The following is a 14,025-nucleotide window of genomic DNA, read 5'->3' as shown; positions in this document are numbered from 1 at the left end:
GTCGCGGCGCGTGACTCGCCGCGCCGCTTTGCGCTACCGTTTTGCACGACTTACACACGAGACACACGAATATGCGTCAAATCGTTCTCGATACGGAAACCACCGGTCTTAACGCACGCACGGGCGACCGCATCATCGAAATCGGTGGGGTGGAGCTCGTGAACCGCCGGCTCACGGGCAACAACCTGCACTTCTACGTTAACCCAGAGCGCGATAGTGATCCGGGCGCGCTGGCTGTGCACGGGCTGACGACGGAGTTCTTGAGCGACAAACCGAAGTTCGGCGAGATCGCCGACGAACTGCGTGACTATCTGCGCGACGCCGAACTCATCATTCACAACGCGCCGTTCGACTTGGGGTTCCTCGAGGCCGAATTCGCGCTGCTCGGCTTACCGCCGTTCAAAGAGCATTATGCAGGCGTGATCGATACGCTCGTGCAGGCGAAGGCGATGTTCCCCGGCAAGCGCAATTCGCTCGACGCGCTCTGCGATCGCTTCGGCGTCAGCAACGCGCATCGGACGCTGCACGGCGCACTGCTCGACTCGGAGTTGCTGGCCGAGGTGTACCTGTCGATGACGCGCGGGCAGGAAAGTCTCGTCATCGACATGCTCGGCGAAGCGACGACGCAACAGAGCACGGCGACGGCCGCGCGCAAGGCGGTGTCGTTCGAGGGGATGGCATTGCCGGTACTCGCGGCGGACGAAGCGGAGGTGCAAGCGCACGAGGCGGTGCTCAACGATCTCGACAAGGCGACGAAAGGCACGAGCGTGTGGCGGCGCGAGCCGGCGCCCGAACCAGCCGTCGGTTCGGCCGATGTGCAAGCCGCCTAAAAATTGCTTTACGAGCGACCAAGCCTCTGACATAATTCGAGGCTCTTCGGGTGGTTAGCTCAGCGGTAGAGCACTGCCTTCACACGGCAGGGGTCACAGGTTCAATCCCTGTACCACCCACCAGTTTTTTGTGCGTCGCCTCTGGCAACGCGTCAAGCAGTTCTTGGCCTGGATTTCCCCGGCAGCCCGAAGATACTGCTAGACGTTTCGCACTATTAAAGCCCTGCGATTGCAGGGCTTTTTTTTCGCTTACTGACGCGCCTGAAACCACGTCAACTTGAAACTACCGCGCTGACCTTCAGCGCAGCCGCAAACGCCGAATCGCAAACCAGAACGCTGCCTCAACGACGCCGATAAGCGTCACACATACCGCAAACGTCAACAAGAACGCGACCACCTCCATATCGTCTGTATCCTCCAGCTTCGCCGCACCGACCGCCCGCAACAACCACCGAAGAAAGTCATCGAACCAACCGGGCATCTCCATCGGAAGCCGAGCGATGACACCTGTAAGCTCCCAACCACCCAAAACCGCGACAAGGATCGCGCCACCAATTACAAGCGCCTTTCTCATTTGACCTCAACAGTACCGTAAGCTCGGAACGGCGCACCAGGCACAGGCAAATCGGCCCCTCGACTCCGCAGGCCCTTCGCAAGCACCGCAAAGCTATACAGGTTCGCCACAGTAATGCAACCGTCACTAAGCCGAAGCGGCCCCTCAGGATGCAATCGAAACACACTCCGCTTTACGCCATTGACAAAAGTCGAATCGCCGGTCGCCGGATTCCATAGCATAAACCACTTGGTGCGATCGGTCGTGCCATAGCCGTGAGCATCAATGAAGTCGTGCCACCAACCCAATCTCCCGCCGGAGTGGCGATCAACTATGTAATAGACGCCCTTGGGAATCGGTCCGACATCCTCTTTATCCGTAAGCTCCGGGTTATCGCGACCGGGACCGTGACCAGAATACGCCGCAAATGCTCCAATACCCGGACAATTGAGCAAAGACGTTATCTTGTGGTTCAACGCAAACGTGCAAAAGACAGGCATCCAACACCTCTCATCAAAAAAGCCATGAGGGTGCCACACACACATTCACCGCGAATACCTACCAACATTGACAGGACCGTAAACCACATCGGAAGAAGTACCCGCACAACCGATCGACCAACGCGAGCCACCACCGAACCCCGTCAACTTCGATACACTCCGGAAATGGCTCACAAGACATGCGCCGAAAACATTCCCCGGAATTCCAATCCATTACTACGGAAAAGTCATCGTCCGATGAAACGCATACTGGCATTCGTCGCCGGCGGCCTCTTACTCACGTTACCGGTCTATCTAGGTCTCGCGAATTTACGGCCGCTTGAAGACCTGTTCGTATACCACGACGCATGGAAAGCATTCGAGCCGCTGTTTCTACTAGGCGACGTCGTCGGGATACACGGCCACGGCACGATAGTAGAGGCGACCATGTTCGTAGTGAGCTGCGCGATCGCCCTGGCCATCGTTGCCTTACTCTCGACGGGCGTTACCCAAATGAGACGACAACGAAAAAGCGCATAACTCAGGCTCTGCACATCAGGGCTTTTTCGTTTGCGCATGCTACAACCATTCGCTTGCTACACATCAAGCAACGGTTGCACCGCCGAATGCCCCATATGCGGCGCCAAGTGCGCGTATCACTCGGTCATCGTGATGGAAGAATGCCCTAACAGGTCCTTAACGACGTACAGCGACACGCCGGCCATGACCAACCACGAAGCAAAGGTATGACGCAGGTCGCACACTCGGAAATTCTCAGTGCTGGCACGAACGCAAGCAGTTCGAAACCCCTTCTGAATCGTCGTCAACCGCGCACCAGATGCCACCGCAAAAACCCAGATTGAACGCGACGCGGCCCGATTCGACGACTGGTGTCTTCAGGCAGGCTACGACATAAATCAAACTCATCTAGTCGATCATGGTCGGCGAAAATTGCCGTGTGCGCTGATTATCCCGGCCGAAATTTGCTGACAACTCACTCGCTCGCCCCGCTGGAACCGCAACCGTCTTGCCGTTACATAGACAGAGCCCCGTAACCATCGGAGTGGCACGTGCCGATCAACTGCACCTTTCTTCTAAACGACCGTCCGCTGACGTCATTGATATGCCCCGGTCTCGGCAACTTCACCGCGTTCTCGGGGATGCCATCGCACCGGAATAGTCCAACTTCCGTCCATCTCGCTCACTCCGGACCATTGCCATCAGGACGCTATACATAGTCGACCGTCGGTCCGGCGGACGTCTCGGCTGGCTCGATGACGCGCTCCGCGCGTACGACCACAGTACCGACCGTAACCGCTGGTTCGCACTTTATCGAGACGACGGTGAAATTGACAACCACACCCACGTCAATGGCGTGCGGTGCAGTGCGTTCCGCCTTCATCCCATGGGGCCCGCAGGCCGCAGCGAAGGATGCATCACGCTCACGAACCCCGAAGAATTCGGAGGACTGAGCGATCATCTGCGCAGCAACGGCCCCACGCTGCCCGTACCAGGCGCATCGATGAAGGCATATGGCACCGTGGAGGTCAGATAATGAAATGGCTTCGGCGAGGCGCAAACATCATTGCGACGGTGATCGGCGGCTTCTTGCTGGCACGATGGCTTAACAACCTTCCCTATGAATTTTCGCCATTGCCCGCAACGGTCGCGTTTTGCATGCGCGCGTTCGGTATCGATACGATCGAGTATGCGGACGATATCGAGGCCATAGGCTTGCTCGTCGTCATCGCCGGCTCTCTCGTTGTCCCCCGGCGTCAGACTAGTTGTCGTGTCGTTTGAATCTTAGACGAGGTCCGGGGGCGGTAGAATCGGCATGAATGAAAGCCTACTCAGCAGAACGAAAAGAAGCCCTGGTGCGTCGTATGATGCCGCCGGAAAATGTGCCGGTATCCGCGCTAGCGCGAGAAACAGGAATCACCGAACAGACGTTGTACGTGTGGCGCCGCGAGGCGAAAGGAAAAGGATTGGCCGTGCCGGGCGACGGGAAGAACGCCGAAGGATGGTCTTCGGAAGACAAGTTTGCCGTTGTGTTGGAAACTGCCCCGCTGAACGCAGCGGAGTTGGCCGAGTATTGCCGGCGCAAAGGCCTATATCCGGAGCAAATCGCCGCATGGCGGACCTCGTGTGTGGCCGCCAACGCCAATACTGCCGAGCAGGCGCGCGAGCAACGTCAGCAGTCCAAAGAAGACAAGCAGCGCATCAAGCAACTCGAGAAGGAGTTGCATCGCAAGGAGAAGGCGCTGGCCGAAGCAGCGGCGCTGCTTGTACTTCGAAAAAAAGCCCAGGCGATCTGGGGAGAACAAGAGGACGACTGATCAACGTCCCGGATCGCCTGTTATGCATATCGTTGATCCGCGAGGCGGTGGGCTCGGGTTGCCGCCTGCACAAGGCGTGCGAAGAGTTGGGCCTGAGTGCGCGCACGTTCCAGCGCTGGGTTGTTGACGGCGACGTCGCACGCGCCGACGGTCGCAGCACGGCCAATCGACCACAGCCGCGTAACAAGCTGAGCGAGGCTGAGCGGCGGCAGATTCTGGAGGTGGCCAATAGCGCCGAGTTCGCGAGCTTGCCGCCTAGCCAGATCGTGCCGAGCTTGGCAGACCGCGGTGTGTACCTTGCGTCGGAATCGAGCTTTTACCGCGTGTTGCGCGACGCTTCGCAGCAGCACCGCCGAGGTCGTGCGCGCCAACCTTCTCGACATGTGGTCACCAGCCATTGTGCAACGGCGCCGAATCAACTTTGGTCGTGGGACATCACCTGGATGCCGGCGGCGATTAAGGGCAAGTACTACTACTGGTACATGGTCTTGGACGTGTTCAGCCGCAAGATCGTAGGTCACGAAGTGCAGGAGGCAGAATCGACCGAGCTTGCCGCGTTGCTCATGCGGCGCACGAGCTTGGCCGAGGGCTTGGCGGGACGACCGCTGGTGCTGCACTCGGACAACGGCAGCGCGATGAAGGGCGCGACGATGCTCGCCACCCTGGAAAATCTGGGCGTGGTGGCTTCGTTCAGCCGACCGCGCGTGAGTAACGACAACCCGTACGCTGAGGCGCTGTTCCGCACGTGCAAGTACCGACCCGATTACCCAAGTAAAGCGTTTGCGAGCGTCGACGCCGCGCGTGCTTGGACGCAGCAGTTCGTGCGTTGGTACAACCATGAGCACAAACACAGCGGCCTGAAATTCGTCACGCCGGCGCAGCGTCACAACGGCGTTGCCATCGCCGTGTTGGCACGACGTGATGTCGTCTACGCGCAAGCCAAGGCACGTAACCCGCAGCGTTGGTCCCGCTCGACTCGCAATTGGAAATTGAAGAACGAAGTCTGGCTCAATCCGGAGCGTACGCCCCGAGCCGAATTAAAGCAGTGCGCGTGAAGCGACGCGACAACTACGTTGACAAACACCGTTGTCGCCGCGCTCTCGGTTGGGCTCGCGAATACCGCCCTACGCCGTCTGGTTTTGCGTACGTAAAGCTGCCGCGGTCACGCTCAGCCAACACCAATAAACGACGAGCGGCGGCAAGTGTGCCGTCGTTCGCTTGCCGTCACACCTCATTGCGCCAGCCCAATCGCCCCAGGGCTCCCCTTCCCAAAACTCAGCCTCAGTCTCGAGATCATGCTTGCGATCGGATTTCAGCCACCCATCCATCGCTGCGATCACGCAGAGCGCCCTCTCGACCAGCACAACTACTGCACGCTCAACATCTCCACTCATCCAGCACTTGACTTTGTATCTTTAGATATATATCTTTAGACACACATTCACTCTACCTGGGGTTTCCCATGCGTCACCGTTTTCACGACTTTCAGCGCGATCAAGGGCTGCCAGATCTCCATCGCGGCGCCGCCCACTCGCATTCGCACGAAGCCGAGTCCCGCCACGACTACGGCCATTGGTACGGCCATCGTCGCGACGCCTCCGACCGCGACTTCTCCCACGGCCGCGGCCGTGGTGACCATGGCCACGGTCACCACGGGCGGCGCGGCGAATCTTCGTTCCTTCACGAGTTGTGGCATGCGATCGGCCGCCATCGGCATCGCCACGGTGGCAGCGGTCCGTTCTGGGGCGGTCGCGGCGATCAGGGATTCGGCGACGACGACAGCTTCACGCGCGGCCGCAAGTTCAGCGGCGAAGACTTGCAGTTGATGCTGCTCGCGCTGATCGCCGAGGCGCCGCGTCACGGCTATGAGCTCATCAAGGCGCTCGAGACGCGCTCGAACGGTTTCTATGCGCCGAGCCCCGGGATGGTCTACCCCGCGCTGACCTACCTGGAAGAACTCGGCTTCGTCACCGTTCAGCAGGAAGGCAATCGCAAGCGCTATGAGATCGCGGACGCAGGCCGCGCGCATCTTGCCGCAAATCAGGATCAGGTCGACATGATTCTCGCCAAGCTCAGTTTCGTCGCCCACAAGATGGAATCGATGCGGCGCGCCTACGCGGCCGAGGACGCCGACGAGGGCGAGAGCGGCGCGTCCGGCCGCGATGCCGCCTGGCATCCGAAGCTACGCCAAGCAAAGTACGCGCTCAAGCTGGCACTGCTTCGCCGCATCGACGCCGACGAGAACGAACAGCAGCGCGTTGCCGAGATCTTGCTGCGCGCCGCCGCGGAAATCGAAGGCAAACCGGCCGCTGGTCCCGCGCCGCAAGGAGCGAGCGCGTAACGTTCGCGGGGCCCTGCGCGTCAAGCAAGATAGCGGCGCCCGACTCGGGCCGCCGCTTAGCCAATGGCATATCGATAAGGATTAGAACAATGACGTATGCACTTCCTCAAGCTCGAGAACGGCGCCTGATATGGCTGCTTGCACTCGTGCAATTCACGCTCATCATGGATTTCATGGTGATGATGCCGCTCGGCCCGCAGATCATGTCCGCCTTCGACGTTTCGCCGGCCAAATTCGCGGCGGCCGTGTCGGCTTATTCGTGGTGCTCGGGCCTCTCGGCCCTGCTCGCGGCCACCTACATCGATCGTTTCGATCGTCGTAAGCTCCTGCTCACCGCTTATCTGCTCTTCACGCTATCGAACCTCGCCTGCGCGTGCGCGACGAGCTATCCGCTCTTGCTCGCGAGCCGTGCGTTCGCCGGGCTGGCAGGCGGTGTGCTCGGCGCCAGCGTGATGGCGATCGTCGCCGACGTCGTGCCCGTCGAACGGCGCGGCGCCGCCACGGGCATCCTCATGACGGGCTTCTCGATGGCCGCAATTGCAGGCGTGCCGGCCGGCGTGCTGCTCGGCGCGTACTTCCATTGGTCGGCGCCGTTCTGGCTGCTGGCCGCGCTGACGGTCACGATCGCTGTCGCAACGTCGCGCATCGTGCCCCCGCTCGCCGAGCATCTGTCGAGGCGGCCCCCGTCGCTCGCCGACACCCTTCCCGCGCTCGGGCGGCTGCTGACCTATCCGCGGCACCTGCGGGCGTTCGCATTGACGTTTCTGATCATGTTCGCGCACATGCTCGTGATCCCGTTCATCTCGCCGATGCTCGTCGCCAATCATGGCGTGACACCTGGCCAGATCTCGTGGCTCTACATGGCGGGCGGTGCGTCGACGTTCTTCACGTCGCGCGCCATCGGCCGGCTCGCCGATCGCATCGGGCATCGCACGATATTTCGCCTCTTCGGCGCGCTAGCGCTCGGGCCCGTACTTATCGTCACGCATCTGGCCAACGTACCGTTCTTGATCATGATCCCAGGGTTCGCGCTCTTCATGATCATTTCGTCGGGACGGATCGTGCCGATGCAAGCGATTCTGACGACCGTGCCCGACGCGCAGCATCGCGGCGCGTTCCTCAGCGCGAACGGCGCCGTGCAGTCGCTCGGCACGGGCTGCGGCGCATGGCTCGGCGGCATGCTGCTTTCGACCGATACGGCCGGGCACATCGTCGGGTATGGCGTCAACGGCTGGGTATCGATAACGTTGGCGTCGCTCGCGCTCGTGTGGGTGGGGCAGGTACGCAGCGCCGGCAAGCAGCACCCCGGCGTAGCCGCACCGGCCGCGCCGAACGCCGCGCCGGAATTGGCCGGCGAGGCCTGAAGCAGATCGATGGGCCGGTCGCCGCAAAGCGCCATCAAGCGCGGCGCCGGCCACCCTCCTGCGCCCCTGTCCTCTCACCCGCCGCGCGCGCGAGCACCGACACGAGCGCCGCACCGGTATGGCTGCCGCTCACGCGCGCAAGCGTTTCAGGATCAGCCGCCGCAACGATCGTCCCGCCGCCCGCACCGCCCTCGGGGCCAAGATCGATGATCCAATCGGCTTCGGCGATCACATCGAGATCGTGCTCGATGACGATGACGCTGTGCCCCCCGTCCACGAGCCGATGCAGCACGCGAATGAGGCGGGCGACGTCCGCCATATGCAAACCGACCGTCGGTTCGTCGAGCACGTAGAACGTATGCGGCGCCTTCTGCCCGCGCCGTGTGACGTCATCCCTCACCTTCGCCAGTTCGGTCACGAGCTTGATCCGCTGCGCCTCGCCGCCCGACAGCGTCGGCGACGGCTGCCCTAGCGTCAGATAACCGAGCCCCACGTCCTTCATGAGCTGTAGCGGATGCGCGATGCTCGGCATCGGCGCGAAGCAGTCCACGGCTTCGTCGATCTCCATCGTCAGCACGTCGCCGATGTTCTTGCCGCGCCACGTTACCGCAAGCGTTTCCGGATTGAATCGCTGTCCGTGGCAGACGTCGCACGGCACCTTCACGTCAGGCAGGAAGCTCATGCCGATCGTACGCACGCCCTGCCCTTCGCATGCTGGGCAGCGCCCATCGCCTGTATTGAACGAGAAGCGCGAAGCCGCATAACCGCGCGCACGCGCTTCGAGCGTTTCGGCAAACAACTTGCGTATCGTGTCCCACACGCCGATGTAGGTCGCCGGACACGAACGCGGCGTTTTGCCGATCGGCGTTTGATCGACTTCGAGCACGCGGTCGATCACTTCGAAGCCCGAGACCGACTTGCACCCTTGCCAGCTATGCGCGACTTGCAACGGCACGCGTGTCTCGCTCGAGTTCGCGCGGCGGCTCGGCTGGGCGCGTGTATTCGCGCGCGCGCCTGCGCCTTCCTGCGCGGCGCGGCGAGCGCGGCGCGTCGCCGGCGACGACAGCACCGAACGTCCGACCGCATCGAGCAGGTTCGTCATCAGCACGTCGCGCGCGAGCGTGGATTTGCCCGAGCCCGACACTCCCGTCACCGCCACGAGCCGCGCGAGCGGAATGCGGGCCGTCACGTCGCGTAGGTTGTGCAGCGATGCCCCATGCACCGTAAGCCATTGCGCAGGCACGGGTGCTTTCGCGTCGGCGCGCACTTCGCGGCGCGGCTGCAGCGGGTGGACGATGGGCTGTGCAAGAAATTGCCCCGTCAACGAATCGGCGTGCGCCGCCAGATCCTTCACGCCCCCTTCGGCAACGAGCCGGCCGCCGCGTTTGCCTGCACCGGGCCCGATGTCGATGATGTGGTCGGCACGGCGTATCGTGTCTTCGTCATGCTCGACGACGACGAGCGTGTTGCCCTTCTCGCCGAGTTGATGCAAAGCGTCGAGCAAGATTCGGTTGTCGCGTGGATGCAGGCCGATCGTCGGTTCGTCGAGCACATAGCAGACGCCCTGCAAGTTGCTGCCGAGTTGCGCCGCGAGCCGAATTCGCTGTGCCTCGCCGCCCGACAAGCTCGGCGCCGCACGATCGAGGCTCAGATAGCCGAGCCCCACCTCCTCGAGAAAGCGCAAGCGGCTCGCGATTTCGCTGACGACGTCGCGCGCGATCTGCGCATCGCGTCCAGCCAGCCCGATCGTGTCGATCCATGCGCGCGTGTCGGATACGGTCCAGCGCCCGACATCGACGATCGAGCGGCCATCGAACCACACGGCGCGCGCCGTCTCGTTCAAACGCGTGCCGCCGCAATCGGGGCAAGGGACATCGCCGACGCCCTCGATCTCCTGCTCCTCGGACGGCAGCGTCTGCTCTCGCCCACGGCCGTCTTCAGCGCCCAATATCGTGTCGTCGTACGCCGCGCGCTGCTCGCGCGTGAGCGCGAGCCCCGTCCCGACACAACTCGCGCACCAACCGTGCTTGCTGTTGTACGAGAACATGCGCGGGTCCAGTTCCGGATAGCTCGTGCCGCAAACGGGGCATGCGCGCTTGACCGACAGCACTTGCATCTCGCCGATACTCGTCGTCGATCGCTTCGATTCGAGCGCATCGGCCAAACCGTCGAGCGGCGCCAACAGATGCACGACGCCTTTGCCGAGCTCGAGCGCCGCATCGAGCGCGCGACGCAACTCGGCTTCGTTGTCGGCGGAAATCACGAGGTCGGCGACGGGCAGCTCGATCGTGTGTTCGCGAAAGCGCTCGAGCTTCGGCCATGGATCGACGGGCAAGAACTCGCCGTCCACGCGCAGATGCGTATGGCCGCGCGCCTTCGCCCACTTCGCCAGATCGGTATAAACGCCCTTGCGGTTGACGACGAGCGGCGCGAAAAAGCCCACGTGCTCGCCCGCGTAGTCGCGCAGCAGTTGTGCGGCAATCGACTCGGCGCTTTGCGGCTTGACGGGCGTACCGTCGTGCGCGCAGTGCTGAATGCCGAGCTTCACGTAGAGCAGCCGCAGGAAATGCCAGACTTCGGAGGTCGTCGCCACCGTGCTCTTGCGTCCGCCGCGCGAGAGACGCTGCTCGATCGCGACCGTCGGCGGAATGCCGTACACGGCATCGACTTCCGGGCGTCCCGCCGGTTGCACGATCGAACGTGCGTAGGCATTGAGCGACTCGAGATAGCGCCGCTGGCCTTCGTGGAAGAGGATATCGAATGCGAGCGTCGATTTGCCCGAGCCCGACACGCCCGTCACAACGTTGAATTTGCCGTGCGGAATGTCGACGTTCAGGCTCTTGAGATTGTGCTCGCGCGCATTGACGATGCGCACGACGTCGTCGCCCTCGATCGCGCGGCGTGCGCGCGCCGCCGCGAGCGCTGCTTGCAACGGCACCCCTACTGCTGCCGCCGCTTCGGTTTCGTTCGCACCCAGGGTCTCGTCGTACTGCTTCAGCGCGCGGCCCGTATGCGACGCCTCGCACGCCTTGATGTCTTCGGGCGTGCCGATCGCGACGACGAGGCCGCCTTCGTCACCACCCTCGGGGCCCAGATCGACGATCCAATCGGCCGCGCGGATCACGTCCAGATTGTGTTCGATGACGATCAACGAATGGCCGCGCGCGAGCAGCTTGCCGAAGGCACGCATGAGCTTGGCGATGTCGTCGAAGTGCAGGCCCGTCGTCGGCTCGTCGAACATGAAGAGGCGCCCCCCGGGCGTCGCTTCGGCTCCGATCTTACCGCTCGTTTCCGCGAGAAAGCCTGCGAGCTTGAGCCGCTGGGCCTCGCCGCCCGACAGCGTCGGCACCGGTTGGCCGAGCTTCACGTATTCGAGGCCGACATCGACGATCGGCTGCAGTACACGCACCACGTCGGCATCGGCGGCAAATAGGCTCACCGCCTCGCTGACGGTCAGCTCGAGCACGTCGGCAATCGACAAAGCGCGCGCCGGCGCGCCCCGTTCGATCGTCACCTCGAGCACTTCGGCGCGATAGCGGCGGCCATCGCAATCGGGGCAGCGCAGATAGACGTCGGAAAGGAATTGCATCTCGACGTGCTCGAAGCCCGAGCCGCCGCAGGTCGGGCAGCGGCCATCGCCCGAATTGAAGCTGAACGTGCCGGCAGCGTAACCGCGTTGCAGCGCGAGCGGCGCTTTTGCGAACAGCTTGCGGATTTCGTCGAAGGCCCCGACGTAGCTCGCGGGATTGGAGCGTGCTGTCTTGCCGATCGGCGATTGGTCGACGAATACGGCATCGGCGATCAACCGAGCACCAACCAAGGCGCGATGCGCGCCTGGCGTTTCGGTCGGACGCCCGAGATGGCGCGCGAGCGCCGGATAGAGGACGTCCTGCACGAGCGTCGATTTGCCCGAACCGGAGACGCCCGTCACGCAGACGAGCCGTGCGAGCGGAATGTCGACCGTAACGTCGAGCAAGTTGTGTTCGCTCGCGCCTTCGAGAACGAGTCGCGGCGTCTGTTCGTCGACAAGCCGTCGCGCCCAGTGCGTCGCATCGGCCACGCGCAGGCGCGCGCCGAGGTATTCGCCCGTCAAGGTGCGGGCCGAGCGGATGTCGGCGGGCGGCCCGTCGAAGACGATGCTGCCGCCGCGCTCGCCAGGCCCCGGCCCCATGTCGATGAGGCGGTCTGCCGCGAGCATCACCGACGGGTCGTGTTCGACGACGACGAGCGTATTGCCGGCGTCGCGCAAACGCCGCATCGCCTCGACGATACGATCGAGATCGCGCGGATGCAGGCCGATGCTCGGCTCATCGAGCACGAACAGCGTCTTCGTGAGCGAGGTGCCGAGCGCGGTCGTCAGATTGATCCGCTGCACTTCGCCGCCCGAGAGCGTGCGGCTTTGCCGATCGAGCGTCAGATAACCGAGACCGACGTCGCAGAGGTAGCGCAGACGCGTGCGCACTTCGGCAACCAGCAGTTTCAGCGCGTCGTCGAGTAGCGCGCTCGGCAGCGTGATTTCGTCGAAAAACCGGCGGATGCGCGCGATCGGCATCAGCATCAGGTCGTGCACGGTCAGCCCTGGCAACGCTTCGAGTTGCGCAGGCGCCCAAGTCACGCCGTGCGGCATGAAGCGCGCATCGGGCGCGAGCACGGCGTCGGCGTTACGCTTCGTGCCAAGACGCCACAACAGCGATTCGGTCTTGAGCCGCGCGCCCCCGCAGGTTTCGCACGGCGTGTAGCTGCGGTACTTCGACAAGAGCACGCGAATGTGCATCTTGTACGCTTTCGACTCGAGATAATTGAAGAAGCGCCGCACGCCGTACCACTCGCGCTGCCACTCGCCGTTCCAATCGGGCGAGCCGTCGATGACCCAGTCGCGTTCGGCATCGGTCAGCTCGGCCCAAGGCGTCGTCGTGCGAATGCGCGAGCGCGCGGCATAGCGCATGAGGTCGTCCTGGCACTCCTTCCACGCAGGCGTTTGCATCGGCTTGATGGCCCCGCCCGCGAGCGTCTTGCGCACATCGGGAATCACAAGGCCGAGATCGACGCCGATCACGCGGCCGAAGCCACGACACACGTCGCACGCACCGTAGGCCGAGTTGAACGAAAACAGTCCCGGCTGCGGATCGGCGTAGCGCAGATCGCTCTCGGGGCAGTGCAAGCCCGTCGAGAAGCGCCAAATGCGCGGCGCCGCTTCGTCTCCGGTTTCGGCATCGCTGTCGGGCAGGACGTACACATTCACGCGCCCCGTCCCGCGCTTGAGCGACGCCTCGATCGCTTCGACCACCCGCACTTTCTCGGTCTTGCTCAAACGGAAGCGGTCGGCCACGACGTCGAGCACCTTGCGCGCGCCGGCCGGCGTCGCCACCTCGCGCTCGGCTTGCACTCGCGTATAGCCGCTCGCCGACAGCCACTGCCCAACTTCATCGGCGCTCGTCTGCTCGGGCAGCTCGACGGGAAACGTGACGACGAGCCGCTCGTCGCGCTCGGCCGTGCGTGCAACGAGTTCGGCGTAAATGGTTTCGGGCGTGTCGTGGCGCACGGGCTCGGCCGTCGCCTTGTCGAAGAGCTGCGCGGCGCGCGCGTAGAGCAGCTTCAGGTGATCGTTGAGCTCCGTCATCGTGCCGACCGTCGAGCGCGAACTGCGCACGGGGTTCGTCTGATCGATCGCGATCGCGGGCGGCACGCCGTCGACGCGGTCGACCTGCGGACGATCCATCCGATCGAGGAACTGACGCGCGTAAGCGCTGAACGTCTCGACGTAACGGCGTTGGCCCTCGGCGTAGAGCGTGTCGAAAACGAGGCTCGATTTGCCCGAGCCCGACGGCCCCGTAACGACCGTCATCTCCCCCGTGTGCAAATCGAGATCGATATTTTTGAGATTGTGCTGACGAGCTCCGCGAATGCGGATGACGCCGGAAGTCATGAGACGTGTCCTTTCTACGCGCTATATCGAAGATGCGCGCAGTCGTTTTGAGATAAGAAAGCGCGCCAGGGGTGCAATGATAGTCCCGCTCGGCGGACTTGGCCGTGCCCCGCGTCGGGTGATCGCGCTTTGTTCGAGGAACCGTCTGCTCGCGCCGGTATCGGCTGAGATTGGTCAGTGCAGCCTGGGTAAATTA

8 protein-coding genes, 1 tRNA gene and 2 pseudogenes are annotated in these 14,025 nt (G+C 63.0%); 7 read left to right on the top strand and 4 right to left on the bottom strand.

Annotated features, from left to right (window positions below; all coding sequences use genetic code 11):
- Positions 1-71: 71 nt before the first annotated feature.
- Both dnaQ and J3485_RS06045 read left to right on the top strand, forming a co-directional pair.
- The gene (gene dnaQ, locus J3485_RS06050) at positions 72-830 is read left to right on the top strand and encodes a DNA polymerase III subunit epsilon (protein WP_206951620.1); all 759 of its coding nucleotides are present in this window, start codon (positions 72-74) and stop codon (positions 828-830) included.
- A 48-nt stretch (positions 831-878) separates the two neighbouring features.
- Positions 879-953, top strand: a tRNA-Val gene (locus J3485_RS06045).
- 175 nt (positions 954-1,128) lie between these two features.
- Here the strand turns inward: J3485_RS06045 and J3485_RS06040 are convergent.
- On the bottom strand, positions 1,129-1,404 hold the full coding sequence (locus J3485_RS06040; protein WP_206951619.1) for a hypothetical protein: 276 nt from the start codon (positions 1,402-1,404) through the stop codon (positions 1,129-1,131).
- Positions 1,401-1,883: a DUF2778 domain-containing protein gene (locus J3485_RS06035; RefSeq protein ID WP_206951618.1), complete on the bottom strand. Its 483-nt coding sequence runs from the start codon at positions 1,881-1,883 to the stop codon at positions 1,401-1,403. The genes J3485_RS06040 and J3485_RS06035 overlap by 4 nt, the downstream gene beginning before the upstream one ends.
- Positions 1,884-2,120: 237 nt before the next feature.
- Here J3485_RS06035 and J3485_RS06030 point away from each other — a divergent pair, with 237 nt between their 5' ends.
- Positions 2,121-2,402, top strand: a complete 282-nt coding sequence (locus J3485_RS06030; protein ID WP_206951617.1) for a hypothetical protein — start codon at positions 2,121-2,123, stop codon at positions 2,400-2,402.
- Between the two features lie 116 nt (positions 2,403-2,518).
- On the opposite strand, the pseudogene J3485_RS06025 reads toward J3485_RS06030, so the two are convergent.
- A pseudogene (locus tag J3485_RS06025) lies at positions 2,519-2,737 on the bottom strand (tyrosine-type recombinase/integrase); the annotation flags it as partial.
- 195 nt (positions 2,738-2,932) lie between these two features.
- Here J3485_RS06025 and J3485_RS29395 point away from each other — a divergent pair.
- From J3485_RS29395 to J3485_RS06005, 4 genes and pseudogenes are all read left to right on the top strand, one after another.
- A pseudogene (locus tag J3485_RS29395) lies at positions 2,933-3,417 on the top strand (DUF2778 domain-containing protein).
- Between the two features lie 283 nt (positions 3,418-3,700).
- Positions 3,701-5,253 (top strand): IS3 family transposase gene (locus tag J3485_RS06015; RefSeq protein WP_374192409.1). Its coding sequence is split into 2 segments (ribosomal slippage): positions 3,701-4,172 and positions 4,172-5,253, totalling 1,554 coding nucleotides; the frame shifts between segments, so codons are not numbered across the junction.
- A gap of 407 nt (positions 5,254-5,660) precedes the next feature.
- On the top strand, positions 5,661-6,539 hold the full coding sequence (locus J3485_RS06010; protein ID WP_206951616.1) for a PadR family transcriptional regulator: 879 nt from the start codon (positions 5,661-5,663) through the stop codon (positions 6,537-6,539).
- Positions 6,540-6,628: 89 nt separating this feature from the next.
- On the top strand, positions 6,629-7,903 hold the full coding sequence (locus tag J3485_RS06005; protein ID WP_206951615.1) for an MFS transporter: 1,275 nt from the start codon (positions 6,629-6,631) through the stop codon (positions 7,901-7,903).
- Between the two features lie 34 nt (positions 7,904-7,937).
- Here the strand turns inward: J3485_RS06005 and uvrA are convergent, their stop codons facing one another.
- On the bottom strand, positions 7,938-13,829 hold the full coding sequence (uvrA, locus tag J3485_RS06000) for an excinuclease ABC subunit UvrA (RefSeq protein ID WP_206951614.1): 5,892 nt from the start codon (positions 13,827-13,829) through the stop codon (positions 7,938-7,940).
- Positions 13,830-14,025 lie beyond the last annotated feature (196 nt).

It is taken from the genome of Trinickia acidisoli, assembly GCF_017315725.1.
Taxonomy (GTDB): Bacteria; Pseudomonadota; Gammaproteobacteria; order Burkholderiales; family Burkholderiaceae; genus Trinickia; species Trinickia acidisoli.
Note: the sequence above shows the minus strand (reverse complement) of the source record. Positions and strands in the feature narration are given on the sequence as shown.

Excerpts from the sequence above, each read along its gene's own strand:
- J3485_RS06005 (WP_206951615.1), top strand. The coding sequence starts at position 6,629 with ATGACGTATGCACTTCCTCAAGCTCGAGAACGGCGCCTGATATGGCTG.
- J3485_RS06030 (WP_206951617.1), top strand. The coding sequence starts at position 2,121 with ATGAAACGCATACTGGCATTCGTCGCCGGCGGCCTCTTACTCACGTTA.
- J3485_RS06010 (WP_206951616.1), top strand. The coding sequence starts at position 5,661 with ATGCGTCACCGTTTTCACGACTTTCAGCGCGATCAAGGGCTGCCAGAT.
- J3485_RS06035 (WP_206951618.1), bottom strand. The coding sequence starts at position 1,883 with ATGCCTGTCTTTTGCACGTTTGCGTTGAACCACAAGATAACGTCTTTG.
- dnaQ (WP_206951620.1), top strand. The coding sequence starts at position 72 with ATGCGTCAAATCGTTCTCGATACGGAAACCACCGGTCTTAACGCACGC.
- uvrA (WP_206951614.1), bottom strand. The coding sequence starts at position 13,829 with ATGACTTCCGGCGTCATCCGCATTCGCGGAGCTCGTCAGCACAATCTC.
- J3485_RS06040 (WP_206951619.1), bottom strand. The coding sequence starts at position 1,404 with ATGAGAAAGGCGCTTGTAATTGGTGGCGCGATCCTTGTCGCGGTTTTG.